Genomic DNA, 18,961 nt, shown 5'->3' on the forward strand with positions numbered 1-18,961 from the left:
CTCCGCCCTGCCGCCTGCCATGTCCGGAGTCTCCGGAATTCTCACCGTAGGGCGGGCGAGGGGCGCGCTCCCTGTCGGAGTGCGCCGTTCAGGGCGTCGGCGGGACGGTTCTGGGGGGCTGCCCCCAGAGAGCGAGGAGGGCCAGCCGGATGGTGCAGCGCACCCCCGCTCGACGAGCCTGGACGCATGGACGATGACGAGATCACCGCACCCTTTTGGCCCGCCCGGCGCTCCCTGCTGACGGTGGGCGCCGCCCTGTTGACGCTCGGCGCGACCCCGGCGGCCGCCACCGCGCGGACCCGCGCGAGCGAGCGCGTAGGGCTGCGGCTGCCCGCGCCGACGGGCCCGTACGCCGTGGGCACGACCCGCCTGCACCTGGTGGACAAGGCCCGCCGCGACCCGTGGACGGGCGACGGGGCGCGCGAGGTGATGGGGGACGTGCGCTACCCGGCCCGCTCGGTGACCGGTCATCCGCGCGCCGCGCAGATGACCGCGCGGGAGGCGGCGGGGTTCGACCGGCTCAACAACTTCGCAGGGCTGCCCGCGGGCCGTGTCGACTGGGCCGCCACCCGCACCTTCGCCCACCGCTCCGCGCCCCTGGACCGCACGGCGCCGCACCCGGTGGTGCTGTACTCGCCCGGTGTCCTCGACCCGCGCACGCTCGGCACCACCCTGACCGACGAACTCGCCTCGCACGGCTTTGTCGTGATCGCGCTCGACCACCCCTACGACGTGTCGGCCGTCGAACTCCCGGACGGGCGCCTGGTGTCGAGCCGGCTGCCGGCGGAGTTCGCCGCCGCGCAGCAGGCTGGTCAGGCCGCGGTGACCGCCCTCCTGGAGAAGACCACCGCGGTCCGGGTCGCCGACCTCCGCTTCGTCCTGGACACGGTGGAGCGCGCCTTCGACGAGGGGCGCCTCCGCCGGGCGCCCCTCGGCGCGTTCGGCCAGTCCGCGGGCGGTTTCGCCGCTCTCCAGGCGCTCCACGACGACCGGCGCCTCGCCGCCGCGGCCGACCTGGACGGGGTCCTCGCGTACGTCCAGGAGGACCAGGACGAGGGCCACTGGTCCACCGTCGCGGCCGAGGGCACGGACCGCCCGGTGCTCCTGATGGGCAGCGACGGCAACGACCGCACCACCGTCCCCTCGTGGCGCGAACTGTGGCGGCACAGCACCGGATGGCACCGCGACCTCACCCTGCGCGGCTCCCGGCACGCCACCTACACCGACGCGGCGACGCTGCTCCCGCAGATCGCCGCGCGGCTCGGCCTGGACCGCGCGACGCTGACCGGCTGGGTCGGCACGGTGCCGGCGGCCCGGGCGGTCGCGGCCCAGCGCGCGTACGTGACCGCCTTCTTCGACCGGCATCTACGGGGCCGGGACCGCGGCCTCCTCGACGGCCCGTCGGCGCACTTCCCGGAGGTGGACTTCGTCTAGCCGCCCGTCTCCTACAGCCCGAGGGCGTCGATCGCGAGGTCCGCCATCGCCGCCTCGCCCCGGGCGTTGGGGTGGACCGGGACGAAGTTCGTGCCGAACAGCGCGGGCTCCACCCAGCGGGTCCCGGCCGTCTGACAGGCGTCGTGGCCCTCCGACGCCTCGGACAGGTCCACGTAGGTCGCGCCGGTCTCCGCGGCGGCGCGCCGGATCGCGTCGTTGAGGTGCGTCTGGATGTCGCGCACGTACGGTACGTCGCCGGAGGCGATCGGCATCTTCAGGAAACAGCCCGCCTTCGCCGTCGGCGGCATGATCCACGGGTAGCCGAGGATCGCGACGCGCGCCTGCGGCGCCTTGTCCCTGGTCGCCTGGAGGGCCGCCTTCACCGCCGGGTAGGTCTTGTCGTCGATGTCGTCGGTGAACGTGTCCCCGTACAGGGTCGAGCACGGATGCCCCTGCCCGGCCGTGGCGATGCCCGCGGAGGCGCAGGCCAGGATGGTGCTGATGAAGGTGTTGTTGTCGTTGCCGCCTATCGTCATCGTCACGAGGCGGGTGTCGGCGCCGAGGGCGTCGAGCTGCGGGGGGACGCCGGGGTACTGCGACCCGGCGTAGTCCTTCGTCTGGGCCGCGCCGCAGGTCACGTCCTTGAGCGTGGCGCCGGTGCGCTGGGCGAGGACGTGCGGGTAGTTGGCGGTCGAGCGGGCGCAGAGCGGGCTGGCGGACGGGTCGAGCGGGAGGACGCCGGACGCGGCGCTGTAGCTGTCGCCGAGTGCGACGTACGGCAGGGGCTGCGGCGCCGCCTGCGCCGGGGCCGTGAGGCCGAGGCCCGCCAACGTCGCCGCAGCGGCCACGGTGGCGCAGTGCTTCACGAACGCGCGAATCGCCATCTGTTGCTCCTTCGAAACCTTCTCGGCGCACGGCCAAGTTCCGGATGAGACAGGGGATTTCAGCGCTGACAGTTGAAGCTACCGACGAGTTCGAATTTGCGTCAATAGGCGTGCACGCGGTCGTCCCGCGAGGCGTGGGGGGCCACGGGGAGATGCCGGCGTGCGCTCAGCCGTTCTGCGCCGCGTCCTGGGGGATGTCGAAGTCGAGGACATCCTCCGCGGTGCGCTCGGTCTGCTGCGCCGCTTGGCGCACATCGGCGAGCACGTCACCCTGCTCGTCGACGAGACGGTCGTAGATGGGCGCCGGGGCGGTGGACGGTGCGGGCACGGTACGAAGCTCCTGATCTTGTGACATGGCTGTCACCTGGTGGTTCGAGTCAGAAGGGGACCCTACGCGTCCGCTTTCGGCGCGGGTCGGGCGGGGTGCGCCCCGGACCTACGGGCGGCCTGGCCGAAACGCGCGGCGGTCCCCGAAGGGCTGGGGCGCCGGGTCAGCGGAGTGGTGGGCGAGTGCGGGGATGTCGGGGCAGGGTTCGCATTCCGGTCGGGTTCGGGCCAAGTGCGGGCAAGTCCGGGACGGCGGGAGCGCGGGGCCGCTACACAGAAGTGGGGGAGCGCGATGGACCGCAGTGGGGAGCACGGTGGACCGGGGAGGGCCGAGACGTGGTCACCATCGATGTCGCAGTGATCCTGGCGATCATCGCCATCCTGCTGCTGCGCCGCCCGGTCGCCCCGAGGAAACGGGGGGACACGGTCCTCGTGATGATCATTCTCCTCGTCCTCGGCGTCCTCATCGCCCCGACCGCGCTCGGGCAGGCGATCACGGAGATGATGGGCGAGCTCTCGAACGCGCTCACCTCGCTGGGCAACTGACCCCACGCGGCCGCGTGCCAGACTCGGGCGCATGAAGATCAGAGACGCCCAGGACGAGGACTGGGAACGCGTCTGGCCGTTCTGGCACCGGATCGTCCGCGCCGGGGAGACCTACACCTGGGACCCGGACACCACCGAGCCCGAGGCCCGCGCGCTGTGGACCGGCCCCGGGCGCCGGGTGTTCGTCGTCACCGACGACGACGGGGATGTCGTCGCGAGCGCCTACGTCAAGGCCAACTACGGCGGACCGGCGGCCGGTGTCGCCAACGCCGGGTTCATGGTCGACCCCGAGCGGTCCGGGCACGGCTACGGCCGCGCCCTCGCCGAGCACATCCTGGCCGAGGCCCGGGCGGACGGTTTCCGCGCGATGGTCTTCAACGCCGTCGTCGAGACCAATCCGGCCGTCGCGCTGTGGCGTTCGCTCGGTTTCACGATCCTGGGCACCGTGCCGGAGGCGTACGACCATCCGCGCCATGGCCGGGTGGGGCTGCACGTCATGCACCGTGCGCTCTAGGAGCGGTCGCATGGGCGGCGAGGGCAGTTGCATGGGCGCCAGGGGCAGTTATATGGGCGGCGAGGGCAGTTGCATGGGCGCCAGGGGCAGTTACATGGGCGGCACCTCGCGGGTTAGGGTTACCTAACCAGTCGGCTTCCCGGATCGCGGGCGCCGCTTGCCGTGTCCCGCGCCCGCCCCTGAAGGAGCCCGCATGACGGCGACGACCGCCGCCGAGATCCAGCAGCCCGCCCCCGGGGCCAGGGACCCGCGCCGCTGGCTCGTCCTCGGCGTGATCTGCCTCGCGCAACTCGTCGTCATCCTCGACAACACGATCCTGAACGTCGCGGTCCCCACCCTCACCGACGACCTCGGCGCGGGCACCTCCGGCATCCAGTGGATCATCAACGCGTACGTCCTCGTGCAGGCCGGGCTGCTGCTCACGGCGGGCGCCGCAGCCGACCGCTACGGCCGCAAGCGGCTCCTCCTCGCCGGGCTCGTCGTGTTCGGCGCCGGTTCCCTCGCGGCCGGACTCGCGCACAGCACCGGCCAGTTGATCGCCGCCCGCGCGGGCATGGGCGTCGGCGGCGCCCTGCTCCTGACCACCACGCTCGCCGTCGCCGTCCAGACCTTCGACGAGGACGAACGGGTCCGCGCCATCGGCATCTGGGCCGCCGTCAACGCCCTCGGCTTCGCCGCCGGGCCGCTCGTCGGCGGCGTCCTCCTCGACCACTTCTGGTGGGGCGCCCTCTTCCTCGTCAACCTGCCCGTGGTCGCCCTCGGCCTCGCCGCCGTCACCTTCCTCGTCCCCGAGAGCAGGGCCGAACAGAGCCACCGCCCCGACCTGCCCGGCGCCCTGCTCTCGATCGTCGCCATGACCGCGCTCGTTTACGCCGTCGTCAGCGGCCCCGACCACGGCTGGTCCTCGCCCCACGTCCTCCTCGGCGCGGCCGTCGGCGGCTGCGCGCTGGCCGGGTTCGTCCTCTGGGAGCGCCGCGTCCCGGACCCGATGCTGGACATGAGCTTCTTCCGCAACCGCACGTTCACCGGGGCCGTGTTCGGGGCGCTGCTCATCACCTTCGGCAGCGGCGGCGCGCTGTTCCTGCTCACGCAGCAGTTGCAGTTCGTGCTCGGCTACGGCCCGTTGGAGGCCGGGCTGCGCACCGCGCCCTTCGCCCTGACCGTCGTCCTGCTCAACTTCACCGGCGTCTCCGCACGGCTCAGCACCCGGCTCGGCATCCCGGGCTCCGTCGCCCTCGGCATGACGCTCCTCTCCTGCGGCCTCGCCGCCGTCGCCCTGGCCGGGCGGGTCGTGGACGGATACGGCGGGCTGCTCACCGGGCTCGTCCTCATGGGCGTCGGCTGCGCGTTCGCCAACCCGGCGATGGCCGTCGCCGTCCTCGGCTCCATGCCGCGCGAGAAGGCGGGCGCCGGTGCGGGCATCGAGGGAACCGTCACCGAGTTCGGCAGCGGCCTCGGCGTCGCGGTCCTGGGCGCGGTCCTCAGCTCCCGCTTCTCGGCGCTGGTCCCGGTGACGGCCGCCTCACTCCCGGCCGCCCTCGCCGCGGCGGACTCGCCGGAGGAACGCCACACGGTGACCCGGGCGTTCGGCTCGGCCCTGGAGACGGGCCAACTCGTGGGCGCGGCGGCGGTGTTGACCGGCGGCCTGATCGCGGCGACGCTGCTGCGCCGGGCGGAGCGCGACACGGTGGCGCCGGCCGCGCCCGTCGCGGATGCGGCGGCGTGAGCCCTGCCAGGTCGTCGCAGGTACGGGCGGCGGCGCCCGACTCCGTCACCGATGCGGCGGCGTGAACCCTGCCAGGTCGTCGCAGGTACGGGCGGCGGCGCCCGACTCCGTCACCGATGCGGCGGCGTGTGCCCCGCCTGTTCGTCGCAGGTTCGGGCGGCTGCGCCCGGCTCCGTCACCGATGCGGCATGGGCCCCGCGGGCGCCCTACGGCGTCGGGCAGCGGTCGTGCAGCCAGGTGAGCAGCGCGCTGTTGAAGTGTTCGGGCTGTTCGGCGCCCGGGAGGTGGCCCGCCTTCTCGATGACGACCAGCGTCGCGTCCGGGACGAGCCCGGCGATCGACTCGGCCTCGGCGACCGGCGTGAAGACGTCGTCGGCGCCGACCACGACGAGTGCGGGCACGTGCGCGGACGCGAGGCTTTCCCGGTAGTCGGGCCGCTCGGCCCGCCCGCGCAGCGCGGCCGCCGCGCCGCGCGGGTCGGTGGCGCGCATCAGGCCAAGGACGTGCGCGGCGACGTCCGGCAGCGCCGCCACGTTGTAGGCGGCCAGCATCTTGCCGATGACCTCGTCGGCGTACCCGGCCATGCCCTCCGCGAGGAGCCGGTCGGCGAGCGCGTTGCGGAACGCCTTGCCCTCGGCGGTCTCGGCGGGCGCGGAGGTGTCGGAGAGCACGAGGGCGCGGGTCAGCTCCGGGTGGCGCAGGTGGAACTCCATGGCGATCTGCCCGCCCATGGAGACACCGCCGACCACGGCGCGCTCGACCCCGACGTGGTCGAGGAGCGCGGCGGCGTCGTCGGCGAACCGGGACAGCAGGACGCTGCCGGGCGTCACGTCACTGGCGCCGTAGCCCCGCAGGTCCGGCGTGAGCACCCGGTACCCGGCCGCGGCCAGCGCCTCCGCCTGCGGACGCCACAGGGTCCGGTCGAACGGGTGCCCGTGCACCAGGACGACCGCGACCCCGTCCGCCGGGCCCGCGTCGTCGTACCGCAGCGTGGCGCCGGCCGCCGTGAACTCATGCATTCAGCACTCCTGACGCTAGGGCCGCCGCGACCGGCGGTCCCGGCCGCACGGTAGGCCGGGCCGCCCGCCGCGATCAAGAGCACGACCAGCCCGGACACCTCCCTAGACTGGACGCGTACCCGTACTGAGGATCGATTGTGAACACGCACCACCAGCCGGACATCCGCCTCGTCGTCACCGACATGGACGGCACCCTCCTGGACGCCGAAGGCCGCGTCCCCGACTCCCTGTGGCCGCTCCTCGCCGAGCTGAACCGGCGCGGCATCGTCTTCTGCCCCGCGAGCGGCCGCCAGTACGCGACGCTGGCCGACCAGTTCGCCGCCGTGGACGACGGCGGCATGGTCTACATCGCCGAGAACGGGACCTACGTGGTCCGCGGCGGCGTCGAACTCAGCTCCGACCCGCTCGACGCCGAGACCGCGTCCTGGCTGGTGAAGGCGGTGCGGCAGCTCACGGAGCAGGGCGTGGACGCGGGCGCCGTCGTCTGCGGCAAGCGGTCCGCGTACGTGGAGCGGTCCGACGAGGCGTTCATGACCGAGGTGCGCAAGTACTACCACCGGCACGAGATCGTCGAGGACGCCACCGCCGTCGACGACGAGGTGATCAAGGTCGCGCTCTTCGACTTCGGCCGCGCCGAGGAGACCACCGCGCCCGCCCTGAGCGTGCTCGCCGACTCCCACCAGGTCGTCGTCTCCAGCGAGCACTGGGTCGACGTGATGAACCCCGCGGCCAACAAGGGCGAGGCCGTCCGGGGCCTCCAGCGGGCGCTCGGCATCACCGCCGCCCAGACCATGGTCTTCGGCGACTACCTCAACGACCTGGAGATGCTCGACACCGCCGACTGGTCCTACGCCATGGCCAACGCCCACCCCCATGTACGCCACCGCGCCCGCCACCAGGCCCCGCCGAACACGGAGAACGGGGTCGTGCGCACGATCAAGGAGGTCCTGGGCCTGAAGTGACCCGGTGGGGGCGCCGGCTCAGTGCCCAGCCACCAGCTTCACAGCCACCACCCCCACACCGATGACGGCGTTGAGCGCACCGGTGACCAGGGCGCCGACCCGCCCCGCGCCGACCCGTCGCCCGCCGGTCACCCCCCACGCCGCCAGCGCCGCGACCTCGCTGCCGACCGCGATCCACAGCGCCGTGGTCAGCTCCACGACGCCCAGCGCGGACAGCCCGATCACCAGGAGCGGCCCGACCGCGCTGGTCAGCAGCGGGCTGCTGGTGAACACCGTGTGCCGGATCTCCGCCGGCCGGGGCATCCGCCCGTGTGCCACGGGGTGCGCCTGCAGATCCGCGACGAGCGTCGCCAGCCACAGCCCGAGCGCCGTCACCGCGACCGACACCGCCGCCCCCGCATGCCGCGGATGCCCGCTCTGCGCCTGCCCCACCAACACGGCGAGCAGCGTGAGCGAGGCATAGATCCGCTCCTTGAGCCGCTCCCGCACCACATCCGCGTGCTCCTGGACCACCGCAATCGGCGACATGCCTTCCGTCATGGGGCCAGCGTAGGCGGGCCTTCCGGGACGAGCCGGGCAGCCTGATCCGGTGCCGCGAGGGCTGCATGCCTCAGCGCCAAGTGGGCATACCCAGCATCCCCATCCCCGGACGCGACTTCGCGGCACAGTTGCCGCATGACACCGCATCCGACGCCCCCGGCCGCCGACCGCGCCCGACGCGACTGCCACGCCTGCGCCGCCGAAGCCCAGTTCGCCGATCTGCCGCCGCGTGAGCACATCGTCTCGGACCCGCGGTGGCGCGTCGCCCACGCCTTCGGCACAGCGCTTCCCGGCTGGCTGGTGCTTCTGCCCCGGCGCCATGTCACGGCCGTGCACGATCTGACCGACGAGGAGGCGGCCTCGCTCGGCGTGTGGCAGGTCCGGCTCTCCCGGGCGCTGCGGGAGGTGACCGGGTGCGCGAAGACGTACGTCGCCCAGTTCGCGGAGGCCGAGGGCTTCGCGCACGTCCACTTCCACGTCGTCCCGCGCATGGCGGACCTCGCGGCGGACCTGCGCGGGCCGCGCGTCTTCGGCTACCTCGGCGGCCCCGCGGCGGAGCAGGTGACCCCCGCCCGGGCGGACGCCGTGGCGAGAAGGCTACGAGGGTGCCTCGCCCTCGCCACGGAGTGACGCCGCGCCACCGCCCGACGGCGTGATCAAGACAACCCGCCCGTGCGCCGCACCCCGCGCGTTCCCCCCGACGCCCGTCCCCGAAACCGCAGTTCACGGGCGACCCGCCGAGCCCGGCCCCCGTTCGCACAATGCCCGGAACACATCGCTCCATTGGCATGGACCTGCTCATGATCACTCGCTACGCTCCCCATGACATGCCGCACGAGCGCACCCCGCGTGCCGTTGCACCCCTGTGCCAACCCCACACCACACGGGAAACGACGAAGGGCCGACCCATGCGACGTACCAGACCCATACGTGCCGTCCTGACCGCTCTGCTGGTCTCCGGAGCCTGCGCCACCGCCGGGTTCCTCCCGGCCCAGGCGGCCGGCGCCGATACCCCGCGGGCCGAGCGCCCCGCCGCCTCCGAGGGCCTCCTCACCGCCATGCAGCGCGACTTCGGCCTCACCGCGCCGCAGGCCAAGGCGCGGATCGCGGCCGAGAAGCAGGCCACCGCCACCGAGAAGCAGGCCCGGAAAGCGGCCGGTTCCGCCTACGCCGGTTCCTGGTTGACCCCCACGGACCAGGAGCTGACCGTCGCCGTCACCGACCGCGACAAGGCCGCCGCGGTACGGGCCACCGGAGCGACCGTCAAGCTCGTCGGCCACAGCGCCGCCCAGCTCGACGCCGCGAAGAAGCGCATCGACGCGCTGAGCGCCCCGGCGGGCGTCAGCAGCTGGCGCGTCGACTGGCAGTCCAATCGTGTCGTCGTCGAAGTCCTCGCGGACCAGCGATCCGACAACGATGTCAAGGCGTTCCTCGCCCGAGCGGGCAAGGCAGGGCCCGTGACCGTCCGCACCACCACGCACGCGCCGAGCACGTTCGCCGCGGGCACCGTCGGCGGCGACCCGTACTACACCGGCAACGTCCGCTGTTCCATCGGCTTCTCCGTCCACGGCGGCTTCGTCACCGCAGGCCACTGCGGCGGCGCCGGACAGAGCGTCAGCGGCTGGGACCGCTCCTACGTCGGCAACTTCCAGGGCTCGTCGTTCCCCGACAACGACTACGCCTGGGTCAACGTCGGCAGCGGCTGGTGGACCGTCCCGGTCGTCCTCGGCTGGGGCACGGTCTCCGACCAGCTCGTGCGCGGCTCGAACGAGGCCCCGGTCGGCGCCTCCATCTGCCGCTCCGGCTCCACCACGCACTGGCACTGCGGCACGGTCCTCGCCAAGAACGAGACCGTCAACTACAGCCAGGGCGCCGTCCATCAGATGACGAAGACGAGCGTGTGCGCCGAAGGCGGCGACTCCGGCGGTTCGTTCATCAGCGGCGACCAGGCCCAGGGCGTCACCTCGGGCGGCTGGGGCAACTGCTCCAGCGGCGGTGAGACCTGGTTCCAGCCGATCAACGAGATCCTGGGCCGCTACGGACTGACCCTGCACACAGCCTGACCATCCGGAACGCGGGGCACGGCATGATCCGCACGTCATGCCGTGCCCCGCGCCGACGCGCGCAGGAGACCCCGTGACCCCGTCCAGAACCATCCGCCGCGCCGCCCTCACCACCGGCGGCGCCCTCGCCCTCGTCATCGGCTTCGCGGGCAGCGCCCTCGCCGCGCCGCCGCCCGCCCTGCCCGGCAACGCCGACGCGACCGAGCAGACGTACCAGCCCGCGTACGACTACGACACCGACGGCTGCTATCCGACGCCCGCCATCGGGCCCGACGGAACGATCAACGGCGGTCTGAAGCCGAGCGGCGCGCTCAACGGGCAGTGCCGCGACGCCCCGGACCTCGACAACACCAACGGTTACTCGCGTACCAAGTGCAACAACGGCTGGTGCGCCGTGATGTACGGGCTCTACTTCGAGAAGGACCAGGCGCTGGCGGGCAGCGGGCTCGGCGGGCACCGCAACGACTGGGAGCACGTCGTCGTCTGGGTGCACGACGGGCAGGCCGCGTACGTCGCCACCTCCGCCCACGGCGGGTTCACCGTCCACCCGCGCGACCAGATCCGCTGGGACGGCACCCACCCCAAGATCGTCTACCACAAGGACGGCATCAGCACCCACTGCTTCCGGCCCGCGACCGCGAACGACGAGCCGCCGGAGAACCACAAGGGCACCTGGCAGTTCCCGACGCTCGTCGGCTGGAACGGCTATCCGGCGGGGCTGCGCGACAAGCTGAGCGCGTACGACTTCGGCAGCGCCAACTTCGGCCTCAAGGACAGCAGTTTCGCCAGTCACCTCGCCGCCGCGCTGCCGTCGGGGGTGCCCTTCGACGTCAACGCGTAGGCAGCCCGCGCACCTCTCCGTGCACGTTTACGCGCAAGTAAGTTACTGAAACGTAACCCTCCGAGTGCTACCGGCGGTAACTCCGTCCTGGATACCGTCCCCGCGATGCGTGGGGACGGTGGGACGACCGGGCCGCACGCACCGTCGGCCTGCCCCACGCCGGCCGGTCCCCGCCAGGTCCGGAGCCCCGGCTCCGCCTGCACTCTGGAGGTTTGCCATGCCCGCTCCCGCCCGCCTGCTGGCCGCCGCGGTCACCGTGGCCGCCTGTGTCGGCGCACAGGCCCTGCCCGCCGCCGCGGCGGCCGGCTCGCAGAACGTGGTCTCGCGCGGCGTCACGATCCCCGAGTTCTACAACCCGCCCGCCGAACTGCCGGACGCCAACGGCGCGCTGATTCGCAGCGAGCCGCTCAAGCTGGCCCTGAGCCTGCCCACGCTGCACGGCCCGCTGCCCGGCAAGGCGACCCGCATCATGTACCGCACGACCGACTCGACCGGCGCCCCCGCCGCGGTCACCGGCGCCTACATCGAGCCGACCGCGAAATGGCGCGGCACCGGACCCCGCCCGCTCGTCGCCGTGGCGCCCGGCACCATGGGCCAGGGCGACCAGTGCGCCGCGTCGCTCGGCCTGGAACACCCGCTGAACCTCAACGGCGAGACGGTGTCGGTCGGTTACGAGGACCTGTCGATCTACCGGCTGCTCGCGGAGGGCGTCGCGGTCGTCGTCACCGACTACGTCGGCCTGGGCGCCACCGACCGTCTGCACACCTACGTCAACCGGCTCGACGGGGGCCACGCCGTGCTCGACGCGGTCCGCGCCGCCCGCGCCCTCCAGGGCTCGACGGCCACCGACGCCTCGCGCGTCGGCCTGTTCGGCTACAGCCAGGGCGGCGGCGCCACCGCGGCCGCCGCCGAGCTCCAGCCGTCGTACGCGCCGGAGATCACCCTCGCCGGTACGTACGCGGGGGCGCCGCCCGCCGACCTGACCGAGACGACCAAGGGCATCGACGGCACCGACCTCGCGGGCGCCCTCGGCTGGTCGCTCAACGGGTTCCTGCAGTCCGACCCGGAGCTGCGGCCGATCGCCGAGGCCCACCTCAGCGACAAGGGCCGGGCCGCCCTCGACGACCTGTCGACCATGTGCGTGGGCGACACCATCTTCCGCTACAACTCGGTGCGCAGCGAGGACTGGACGAGCGACGGGAAGTCCCTCGCCGAGATCATCGAGTCCGAGCCGAAGCTCCAGGCGTTCCTCGCCGAGCAGCGCATCGGCACGATGAAGCCGGCGGGTCCGGTCCGGGTGGCGACCGGTGTCAGCGACAACCTCGTCCCGCACGGGCAGGCCCGGCAGATGGCCGTCGACTGGTGCGGGCGCGGCGCCCAGGTCACGTACAAGCCGGTGATCCTGCCGAACGTGGGGCGCGCCCTGCTCAACCACTTCGCGCCGCTCCTGACCGACCAGGGCAGCGCCATCGACTGGCTGACCGACCGCCTCAACGGCAAGGCGGCCGGAAACAACTGCGCGACCATGCGCATCCAGCCGTGATCTGATGGGGCGGCGCGCCGGGAGCGCGCCGCCCCTGTCCGCCGCGTCCAAGGGATGTCCAGCCTCATGGTCCGTGCCGTCACCCTCATCCGCTCGGACGCGCTGTCCGACGTCGCCGAGTACGCGTACGCGGCGACCGCGCCTGCCGGGGCGCGGCTGATCTTCCTCGCCGGTTCCTGCCCGTTGGAGAAGGACGGCTCGACCGCGGCGGCCGGTGACTACGCGGGCCAGGCGGCCAAGTGCGTCGAGAACCTGCGCACCGCCCTCACCGCGGCGGGCGCGGACCTCCAGGACGTCATCAGCACCCGTGTGCTCGTCGCGTCGACGCGGCAGCCGGATCTGGTGACGGCCTGGGAAGTGGTCCGCGACGCCTTCGGCGAGCACGACGTGCCGAGCACCCTGATGGGGGTCACGGTGCTCGGCTACCACGACCAGCTCGTCGAGGTCGAGGCGGTCGCCGCCGTGCTCGACGACTGACAGCGGGCCCGGAGCCGGGGTCAGGCGGTGGTGACCTTGACCGGTTCCGTCTCGGCGGAGCTGTGCCGCTCCGCCCAGTTCTCCAGGGCCGTCCTGCACGCGTGGTCGAGGTGGTGGACCCCGGACAGGTGCAGCTCGACGGGCCGGTTCTGCGGCAGCGCCTCCAGCTCGTCGAGGATCTTCGGCAGCCGCAGGAACGTCGCGTTGCCCGTCAGGTACGCCTGCACCGGACCGGCCCCCTTGTCGAAGACCTCCAGCTTCACGTGCGAGGCGTCCCAGGCCGTCTTGGCGACGGACAGGGCGATGCCGACGAGGACACCCTCGAACATGCTGACCGCGACGATCGACACCGCGGTGACGACGAGGATCAGCGCCTCTCCGCGGTGCTCGCGCCACAGCCCCACGAGCGAGCGCGCCGGGATCAGCTTGGCCCCGGCGTGCACCAGGACACCGGCGAGCGCCGGGAGCGGGATGAAGGCGAGGACGCTCGGCAGCAGCGCCGCGAACAGCAGCAGCCAGACGCCGTGCAGCACGCGGGACGCCTTGGTGCGGGCGCCCGCCTGGACGTTGGCGGAGCTGCGCACGATCACCGCGGTCATCGGCAGTGCGCCGAGCACACCGCACACGGCGTTGCCCGCGCCCTGTGCCATCAGCTCCTTGTCGTACGCGGTCCGCGGCCCGTCGTGCATCCGGTCCACGGCCGCCGCGCTGAACAGGGACTCGGCGGACGCGATGAGCGTGAAGGCCACGATCGTGCCGAGCAGGCCGATCCCCGCTAGTTCGCCGAAGGCGTCCATGGACGGCGGCTGGATCGACCCGAGCAGCCCGTTGACCTCGACGGTGGCGACGGGCGCGGAGAGCACGACCGAGGCGGCTGTCGCCAGGCCGACCGCGGCCAGCGGCCCGGGAACCACCCGCACGCGCGCGGGCAGGCGCTTCCACAGCACCAGGACGGCGACGGTGCCGGCGCCCAGCGCGAGGGAGGCGAGCCCCTCGGTACTGCCCGCGACATCGACCAGCGCCTCGGGCAGCCCGGCTATCTTGCCGATCCCCGACTCCGGGGCCTTCGCGTCCAGGACGGTGTAGAGCTGGCCCGCGATGAGGACGAGCCCGATCCCGGCCAGCATGCCCTCGACCACCGAGACCGAGATGGCCCGGAACCAGCGGCCCACCTTCAGGGCGCCCATCCCGATCTGGAGCAGCCCGGTCGCCAGGACGATGACACCGAGCACCGGCAGACCGAACTCGTCCACGGCCTCGTACACGAGGACGGTGAGCCCGGCGGCCGGGCCCGACACCTGGAGGCTGCTGCCGCGCATCAGCCCGGTGACGATACCGCCGACGATGCCGGTGACCAGGCCGAGTTCGGCGGGGACGCCCGAGGCGACCGCGACGCCCACGCACAGCGGCAGCGCGACGAGGAAGACGACGAGCGAGGCGGTGAAGTCGGCCTTGAGGTGGGGGTACTTGCGCGCCTGCGCACGCACGGGGGCGCTCACAGCGCCTCGAAGGCGTCGGTCGCGGAGCGGTGCGCGAGGACGCCGCCGGTGTGGACCTCGTAGTACCAGCCGTGCAGGCGCACACGGCCGTCCGCGATCCGCCGCTGCACGCACGGGTAGGCGCGCAGCCGCTCCAGCTGGGCGACGACGTGTCCCTGCACGGCGGCCGCGACGGTCGGGTCGTCGGGGTCCGGTGCGGCAGGTGCCGCCGCGGCGTGCGCGAGCCAGTCGCGGACGTGGGGCACGGCCGTGAGGTCGTCGCCGCGCACCAGCGCGCCGACCGCGCCGCAGTGCGAGTGCCCGCACACGACGATGTCCTGGACGCCGAGCACCTCGACGGCGTACTCGATGGTGGCGGCCTCTCCGCAGGGGCCGCAGGACGGGTCGGGGACGATGTTGCCCGCGGTGCGCAGCTCGAAGAGCTCCCCCGGGCGGGCGCCGGTGATCAGCGCGGGCACGACCCGCGAGTCGGAGCAGGTGATGAACAGGGCCTGGGGGGACTGGCCTTCGGCGAGCCCGGCGAACTCCTCAGGGCGTTGTCCGAACGAACGGGCGTGGTCGATGAGGGGCTGCATGGTGTGGGGCTGCATGACGTGACGTTTCCTCCTGGCGCGCCGTGGGGGCGCGTCGGACTGACAGGACGGTGGGGGGTGGCAGCCACCTGTCAGCAGAGGAAGACCTGGAGTGCGGCGGGGGTGAGGTCCGGCACGGAGCGGCACGGGCGGGCGCGCGCGTCCGTGAGCGGCAGGAACGGGGCGAACGCGGGGTGCCGCCGCCTCGCCGGAAGCGGGGCGGGGCCGGGGGACTGGGCGCTGCCGGAGGCCGCGCGGTGCCGGTCCCGGGTGCGCAGCACCTCGACCGGGTCGTGGGGGCGCGGCTGCCCGGGTCCGGCGACCGGAACCCGCTCGGCGACGGCCGCCACCGTCCACGGCCGCGGCTCATGTGCGGGAGCGAACGCGCGTGCGAAAGTGAAGGAGGACAGGGCGAGGACGGCCGCGACGGCCAGCGTCACCCCTGTACGAGCCCTCCCACCTCGCAACGCGCGCCCCCTCCCCGCAGTGTCCAAACTTCAAGACAAAACCAATGGTTGGTCAACCAAAGGTCAAGAAGAAGATTAGCTGTGCAAGGGTGATCGCTGGGTTAACAGCACGTTGCGGGTATGAGGAAGCGTGAAAAGTGCGGTCTATTGGCGAAAAATGAGCACGGAGATCAGCTCCGGTCCGCGCCGAGCCGTAGCTCCCTGTCCTGCCAGCGGCCACGCAGCCAGCGGTCGTGGCTGGCGACCACGATCGCGCCCGGGCCCGCGCCCATGGCGTCCTCCAACTCGTCGCACAGGCGCGGGGACAGGTGGTTCGTCGGCTCGTCCAGGAGCAGCAGCGCGGGCGGGGCCGCCACGAGCAGGGCGAGCGCGAGCCGCCGCCGCTGCCCGACCGAGAGCTGCCCCACCGCCTTGTCCAGGTCGGCCTCGTGCAGCAGACCGAGGGAGCGCAGCGGCACCGCGTCGGCCCGCTCGAAGCCGAGCGCGCGCGTGTATGTTTCCCGCGCCGTCCGCTCCGGCCGGGCGAACGCGGAGTCCTGCGCGAGCAGTCCCACCGTCGCGCCCGCCCGGTGACGCACCTCGCCCCCTGCGACGGGCAGCCGGCCCGCGAGCACGGCGAGCAGGGTCGACTTGCCGCTGCCGTTGACCCCGGTGACCAACAGCCGGTCGGTGTCGGACACATCGAGCCGGTCCAGCGTCAACCGGCCCTCCACGCGCGCGTGGCGCAGCGTCACCAAGGGCTCGGCGGTGTCGGTCGTGCCGGTCGCGCCGAGCGCGGCCGGCCGGAACCGCAGCGGGCGCGGCGGCTCCCCGACCTGGCGGCGCTCCAGGTCGTCGAGGCGGCGGGTGGCGTTGCGCACGCGGCGCGCGATCTGGCTCTGCACCCGGTTCGCCCGGACGCCGTACCCCATCTTCTCGTTGTCGCGCATGCCCCGGTCGGGCGCCACCCGGTGCGCGGTGACCCCGGCCGAGGTCCGCAACTGCTCCAGCTCCTCCTGCTCCTCGGCGTACCGCCGCTCCCAGCGTTCGCGCTCGGCCCGCCTCTGCGCCAGGTAGTCGCTGTAGTTGCCGCCGTAGCGCACGGGCCCGTCCACCGCGGGATCGAGGTCGATCAGGTCGGTGCAGACGGCGTCGAGGAAGGCACGGTCGTGGCTGGCGAGGATCACCGCGCCGGGCAGCGCCCGCAGTTGCTCCTCCAGGAACCGGGCCGCGCCGTCGTCCAGGTGGTTCGTCGGCTCGTCAAGGAGCAGCGCGGACGGGCGCCGTACGAGGAGCGCGGCGAGGGCGAGGCGGCCGCGCTGCCCGCCGGAGAGCGAGCCGAGGGTCCGGCCGTGCTCCAGCGCGTCGAGGCCGAGCCCGGCCAGGACGAGCGCGGCGCGCCGGTCGGCGTCCCAGACCTCGCGCGCCTGGGCTCTCTCCAGACGCCGCCCGTAGGAGTCGAGCAGCTCCGTGTACGAGACGTCGTCCTCGGGTGTGCGGGCGAGGAGATCGCCGAGGCGTTCGAGCTCGGCGAGGTCGGCGCGGGCCTCGCGCAGCGCGTCGTCGAGGACGTCGGCGAGGGTCGCCCCGGCGTCGTACTCCATCTCCTGGTGGAGGAAGCCGAGGTCGCGGGGGCGTTCGACGGTGCCCGCGTCAGGCGTGTCGGCGCCCGCGAGCAGCCGCAGCAGCGTCGATTTGCCGACACCGTTCTCGCCGATGAGCCCGATGCGGTGGCCGGGGGCCGCGGTGAGGGAGACGCCGTCCAGGACGCGCCGGGTGCCGAGCGTGCGGACGAGGTCGTGGGCGAGCAGGGCGGGTTCAGGCATCGCCGCCCACCTCCCGCACCGCGATGTCGGTCAGGCGGCCGTCGGCGAGGCGCAGCGCGCGGTCGACGCCGATGTTGGCGAGGAAGCGCTCGTCGTGGCTGACCACGAGGAACGCGCCCTTGTACGCGGTGAGCGCGTTCTCCAGACGGGCCACGCCCGCCAAGTCCAGGTTGTTCGTCGGCTCGTCCAGGAGGAGGAGCTGCGGCGCGGGTTCCGCGCACAGGACGCAGGCGAGGGTGGCGCGCAGGAGTTCGCCGCCGGACAGGACACCGGCGGGCAGGTGGGCGCGCGGCCCGCGGAAGAGGAAGCGGGCCAGGAGGTTCATGCGCTCGGCCTCGGGGCGCTCCGGCGCGAACTCGGCGAAGTTCTCGGCCACCGTGCGCTCGGGGTCGAGCAGGTCCAGGCGCTGGGAGAGGTAGGCGATCCGGCCGTCGGCGCGCCGGACGGTGCCCTCGTCCGGCTCCAGGTCGCCGATGACCAGCCGCAGCAGGGACGTCTTGCCCGTGCCGTTGGGGCCGGTCAGCGCGATGCGTTCGGGTCCGCGCACGGTCAGGTCGACGCCGTCGCCCGCGAACAGGTCCTGCTCGCCGCGCTTGAGGCGCAGCCCCTCGCCGTGGAAGACGGTCCGCCCGGCGGGCACGCGGGTGTCCGGCAGGTCGAGGGCGAGGGTGGGCTCGTCGCGCAGCTCCCTCTCGGCCGCGTCGAGCCTGGCCTGCGCCTCGCCGACCCGGTTCGCGTGCGTCTGCCCGGCCTTGCCCGCGGCCTCCTGCGCGCCGCGCTTCATGTTTCCGGCGAAGATGCGGGGGAGTCCGGCGTTCTTCAGGTTGCGGGCGGCGTTGGAGGCGCGGCGGTCGGCGCGTTCGCGGGCCTGCTGGAGCTCGCGCTTCTCCCGTTTGACCTCCTGCTCGGCGTTGCGGACGTTCTTCTCGGCGACCTCCTGCTCGGCGCGTACGGCTTCCTCGTAGGCGGTGAAGTTGCCGCCGAAGAAGCGGAGTTCACCAGCGTGCAGCTCGGCGATGCGGTCCATGCGGTCGAGCAGCGCGCGGTCGTGGCTGACCAGGAGGAGCGTGCCGTGCCACTGTTCGAGGACGTCGTAGAGGTGGTGGCGGGCGTCGAGGTCGAGGTTGTTGGTGGGTTCGTCGAGGAGCAGCACGTCCGGGCGCTTGAGCAGTTGTGCGGCGAGGCCGAGCGAGACGGCCTGGCCGCCGCTGAGCGTGGAGAGGCGGCGGTCGAGCGCGATGCCGCCGAGGCCGAGGGCGTCGAGCTGGGCGCGGGTGCGCTCCTCGATGTCCCAGTCGTCGCCGATGACGGTGAAGTGCTCCTCGGCGACGTCGCCGGACTCGACGGCGTCCAGGGCGCGGATCACGGCGTCGACGCCGAGGACCTCGGCCACGGTCAGGCCGGCGCTGAGCGGGAGGGTCTGCGGGAGGTAGCCGAGGGTGCCGTGGACGGTGACCGAACCCGCGGTGGGCTTCAGGTCACCGGCGACGAGCCGCAGCAGGGTGCTCTTGCCGGAGCCGTTCGGCGCCACGAGGCCGGTGCGGCCGACGGGCACGGTGAACGACAGGGAGTCGAGCACGGGCGTGTCGTCCGGCCAGGAGAAGGACAGGTTCGAGCAGATGACAGACATGTCGGGCATGGGAGACCTCATGGATGAGACGGGCGGCCGAAAACAGGCCACCCGGGACATGGGAAAAGGGGACGACTCAGAGGCCATGACGGCGTGCGGTGCTCCATTGCGT

19 protein-coding genes are annotated in these 18,961 nt (G+C 73.2%); 10 read left to right on the forward strand and 9 right to left on the reverse strand.

What is annotated here, in order from left to right; all coding sequences use genetic code 11:
* The first annotated feature begins 186 nt into the window (after nt 1–186).
* On the forward strand, nt 187–1,434 hold the full coding sequence (locus N5I75_RS34130) for an alpha/beta hydrolase family protein (RefSeq protein WP_476684017.1): 1,248 nt from the start codon (nt 187–189) through the stop codon (nt 1,432–1,434).
* An 11-nt stretch (nt 1,435–1,445) separates the two neighbouring features.
* Here N5I75_RS34130 and N5I75_RS34135 read toward each other — a convergent pair whose 3' ends face one another.
* Entirely contained in the window at nt 1,446–2,318 is an 873-nt protein-coding gene (locus N5I75_RS34135; protein WP_476684018.1) for an SGNH/GDSL hydrolase family protein, read from the reverse strand.
* 166 nt (nt 2,319–2,484) lie between these two features.
* Nucleotides 2,485–2,646, reverse strand: coding sequence for a hypothetical protein (locus N5I75_RS34140; RefSeq protein ID WP_476684019.1), 162 nt, complete (start codon nt 2,644–2,646; stop codon nt 2,485–2,487).
* Nucleotides 2,647–2,981: 335 nt separating this feature from the next.
* On the opposite strand from N5I75_RS34140, the gene N5I75_RS34145 reads away from it, so the two are divergent.
* The 3 genes from N5I75_RS34145 to N5I75_RS34155 all read left to right on the forward strand — a co-directional run bounded on the left by N5I75_RS34145 (nt 2,982) and on the right by N5I75_RS34155 (nt 5,431).
* The gene (locus tag N5I75_RS34145) at nt 2,982–3,191 is read left to right on the forward strand and encodes a hypothetical protein (protein WP_476684020.1); all 210 of its coding nucleotides are present in this window, start codon (nt 2,982–2,984) and stop codon (nt 3,189–3,191) included.
* 31 nt (nt 3,192–3,222) lie between these two features.
* On the forward strand, nt 3,223–3,705 hold the full coding sequence (locus N5I75_RS34150) for an N-acetyltransferase family protein (protein WP_476684021.1): 483 nt from the start codon (nt 3,223–3,225) through the stop codon (nt 3,703–3,705).
* A 193-nt stretch (nt 3,706–3,898) separates the two neighbouring features.
* Nucleotides 3,899–5,431 carry an MFS transporter gene (locus N5I75_RS34155; protein ID WP_476684022.1) on the forward strand — a complete coding sequence of 511 codons (1,533 nt, stop codon included), beginning with the start codon at nt 3,899–3,901 and terminating at the stop codon, nt 5,429–5,431.
* Nucleotides 5,432–5,637: 206 nt separating this feature from the next.
* Here N5I75_RS34155 and N5I75_RS34160 read toward each other — a convergent pair whose 3' ends face one another.
* On the reverse strand, nt 5,638–6,450 hold the full coding sequence (locus N5I75_RS34160; protein ID WP_476684023.1) for an alpha/beta fold hydrolase: 813 nt from the start codon (nt 6,448–6,450) through the stop codon (nt 5,638–5,640).
* Nucleotides 6,451–6,587: 137 nt separating this feature from the next.
* Between N5I75_RS34160 and N5I75_RS34165 the strand changes: the two genes are divergently transcribed.
* Entirely contained in the window at nt 6,588–7,412 is an 825-nt protein-coding gene (locus N5I75_RS34165) for a Cof-type HAD-IIB family hydrolase (RefSeq protein ID WP_476684024.1), read from the forward strand.
* 18 nt (nt 7,413–7,430) lie between these two features.
* Here N5I75_RS34165 and N5I75_RS34170 read toward each other — a convergent pair whose 3' ends face one another.
* On the reverse strand, nt 7,431–7,952 hold the full coding sequence (locus tag N5I75_RS34170) for a hypothetical protein (protein WP_476684025.1): 522 nt from the start codon (nt 7,950–7,952) through the stop codon (nt 7,431–7,433).
* 135 nt (nt 7,953–8,087) lie between these two features.
* On the opposite strand from N5I75_RS34170, the gene N5I75_RS34175 reads away from it, so the two are divergent.
* The 5 genes from N5I75_RS34175 (at nt 8,088) to N5I75_RS34195 (ending at nt 12,876) form a co-directional block, all read left to right on the forward strand.
* Entirely contained in the window at nt 8,088–8,582 is a 495-nt protein-coding gene (locus tag N5I75_RS34175) for an HIT family protein (protein ID WP_476684026.1), read from the forward strand.
* 278 nt (nt 8,583–8,860) lie between these two features.
* Entirely contained in the window at nt 8,861–10,015 is a 1,155-nt protein-coding gene (locus N5I75_RS34180) for a S1 family peptidase (protein ID WP_476684027.1), read from the forward strand.
* 37 nt (nt 10,016–10,052) lie between these two features.
* Complete coding sequence (locus tag N5I75_RS34185; protein ID WP_476684028.1) at nt 10,053–10,856, forward strand: NPP1 family protein; 804 nt, start codon at nt 10,053–10,055, stop codon at nt 10,854–10,856.
* 217 nt (nt 10,857–11,073) lie between these two features.
* A complete protein-coding gene (locus N5I75_RS34190) occupies nt 11,074–12,399 on the forward strand; it encodes a lipase family protein (protein WP_476684029.1) in 1,326 nt (441 codons plus the stop codon).
* Between the two features lie 66 nt (nt 12,400–12,465).
* Entirely contained in the window at nt 12,466–12,876 is a 411-nt protein-coding gene (locus N5I75_RS34195; protein WP_476684876.1) for a RidA family protein, read from the forward strand.
* Nucleotides 12,877–12,896: 20 nt separating this feature from the next.
* On the opposite strand, the gene N5I75_RS34200 is transcribed toward N5I75_RS34195, so the two are convergent.
* The 5 genes from N5I75_RS34200 to abc-f all read right to left on the reverse strand — a co-directional run bounded on the left by N5I75_RS34200 (nt 12,897) and on the right by abc-f (nt 18,858).
* Nucleotides 12,897–14,375 carry a SulP family inorganic anion transporter gene (locus N5I75_RS34200; RefSeq protein ID WP_476684030.1) on the reverse strand — a complete coding sequence of 493 codons (1,479 nt, stop codon included), beginning with the start codon at nt 14,373–14,375 and terminating at the stop codon, nt 12,897–12,899.
* Nucleotides 14,372–14,950 (reverse strand): carbonic anhydrase, encoded by a 579-nt coding sequence (locus tag N5I75_RS34205; protein WP_476684878.1) that lies wholly within the window; start codon nt 14,948–14,950, stop codon nt 14,372–14,374. The genes N5I75_RS34200 and N5I75_RS34205 overlap by 4 nt, the downstream gene beginning before the upstream one ends.
* Nucleotides 14,951–15,039: 89 nt before the next feature.
* Nucleotides 15,040–15,387, reverse strand: a complete 348-nt coding sequence (locus N5I75_RS34210) for a hypothetical protein (RefSeq protein WP_476684031.1) — start codon at nt 15,385–15,387, stop codon at nt 15,040–15,042.
* Nucleotides 15,388–15,584: 197 nt separating this feature from the next.
* Nucleotides 15,585–17,219 carry an ABC-F family ATP-binding cassette domain-containing protein gene (locus N5I75_RS34215; protein WP_476684032.1) on the reverse strand — a complete coding sequence of 545 codons (1,635 nt, stop codon included), beginning with the start codon at nt 17,217–17,219 and terminating at the stop codon, nt 15,585–15,587.
* Nucleotides 17,212–18,858: a ribosomal protection-like ABC-F family protein gene (gene abc-f / locus N5I75_RS34220; RefSeq protein WP_476684033.1), complete on the reverse strand. Its 1,647-nt coding sequence runs from the start codon at nt 18,856–18,858 to the stop codon at nt 17,212–17,214. The genes N5I75_RS34215 and abc-f overlap by 8 nt, the downstream gene beginning before the upstream one ends.
* Between the last annotated feature and the right edge of the window lie 103 nt (nt 18,859–18,961).

This window comes from Streptomyces sp. R818, from assembly GCF_056172735.1.

Excerpts from the sequence above, each read along its gene's own strand:
- N5I75_RS34130 (WP_476684017.1), top strand. The coding sequence starts at position 187 with ATGGACGATGACGAGATCACCGCACCCTTTTGGCCCGCCCGGCGCTCC.
- N5I75_RS34135 (WP_476684018.1), bottom strand. The coding sequence starts at position 2,318 with ATGGCGATTCGCGCGTTCGTGAAGCACTGCGCCACCGTGGCCGCTGCG.
- N5I75_RS34150 (WP_476684021.1), top strand. The coding sequence starts at position 3,223 with ATGAAGATCAGAGACGCCCAGGACGAGGACTGGGAACGCGTCTGGCCG.
- N5I75_RS34155 (WP_476684022.1), top strand. The coding sequence starts at position 3,899 with ATGACGGCGACGACCGCCGCCGAGATCCAGCAGCCCGCCCCCGGGGCC.
- N5I75_RS34160 (WP_476684023.1), bottom strand. The coding sequence starts at position 6,450 with ATGCATGAGTTCACGGCGGCCGGCGCCACGCTGCGGTACGACGACGCG.
- N5I75_RS34170 (WP_476684025.1), bottom strand. The coding sequence starts at position 7,952 with ATGACGGAAGGCATGTCGCCGATTGCGGTGGTCCAGGAGCACGCGGAT.
- N5I75_RS34175 (WP_476684026.1), top strand. The coding sequence starts at position 8,088 with ATGACACCGCATCCGACGCCCCCGGCCGCCGACCGCGCCCGACGCGAC.
- N5I75_RS34180 (WP_476684027.1), top strand. The coding sequence starts at position 8,861 with ATGCGACGTACCAGACCCATACGTGCCGTCCTGACCGCTCTGCTGGTC.
- N5I75_RS34185 (WP_476684028.1), top strand. The coding sequence starts at position 10,053 with ATGCCGTGCCCCGCGCCGACGCGCGCAGGAGACCCCGTGACCCCGTCC.
- N5I75_RS34190 (WP_476684029.1), top strand. The coding sequence starts at position 11,074 with ATGCCCGCTCCCGCCCGCCTGCTGGCCGCCGCGGTCACCGTGGCCGCC.
- N5I75_RS34195 (WP_476684876.1), top strand. The coding sequence starts at position 12,466 with ATGGTCCGTGCCGTCACCCTCATCCGCTCGGACGCGCTGTCCGACGTC.
- N5I75_RS34205 (WP_476684878.1), bottom strand. The coding sequence starts at position 14,950 with ATGCAGCCCCTCATCGACCACGCCCGTTCGTTCGGACAACGCCCTGAG.
- N5I75_RS34215 (WP_476684032.1), bottom strand. The coding sequence starts at position 17,219 with ATGCCTGAACCCGCCCTGCTCGCCCACGACCTCGTCCGCACGCTCGGC.
- abc-f (WP_476684033.1), bottom strand. The coding sequence starts at position 18,858 with ATGCCCGACATGTCTGTCATCTGCTCGAACCTGTCCTTCTCCTGGCCG.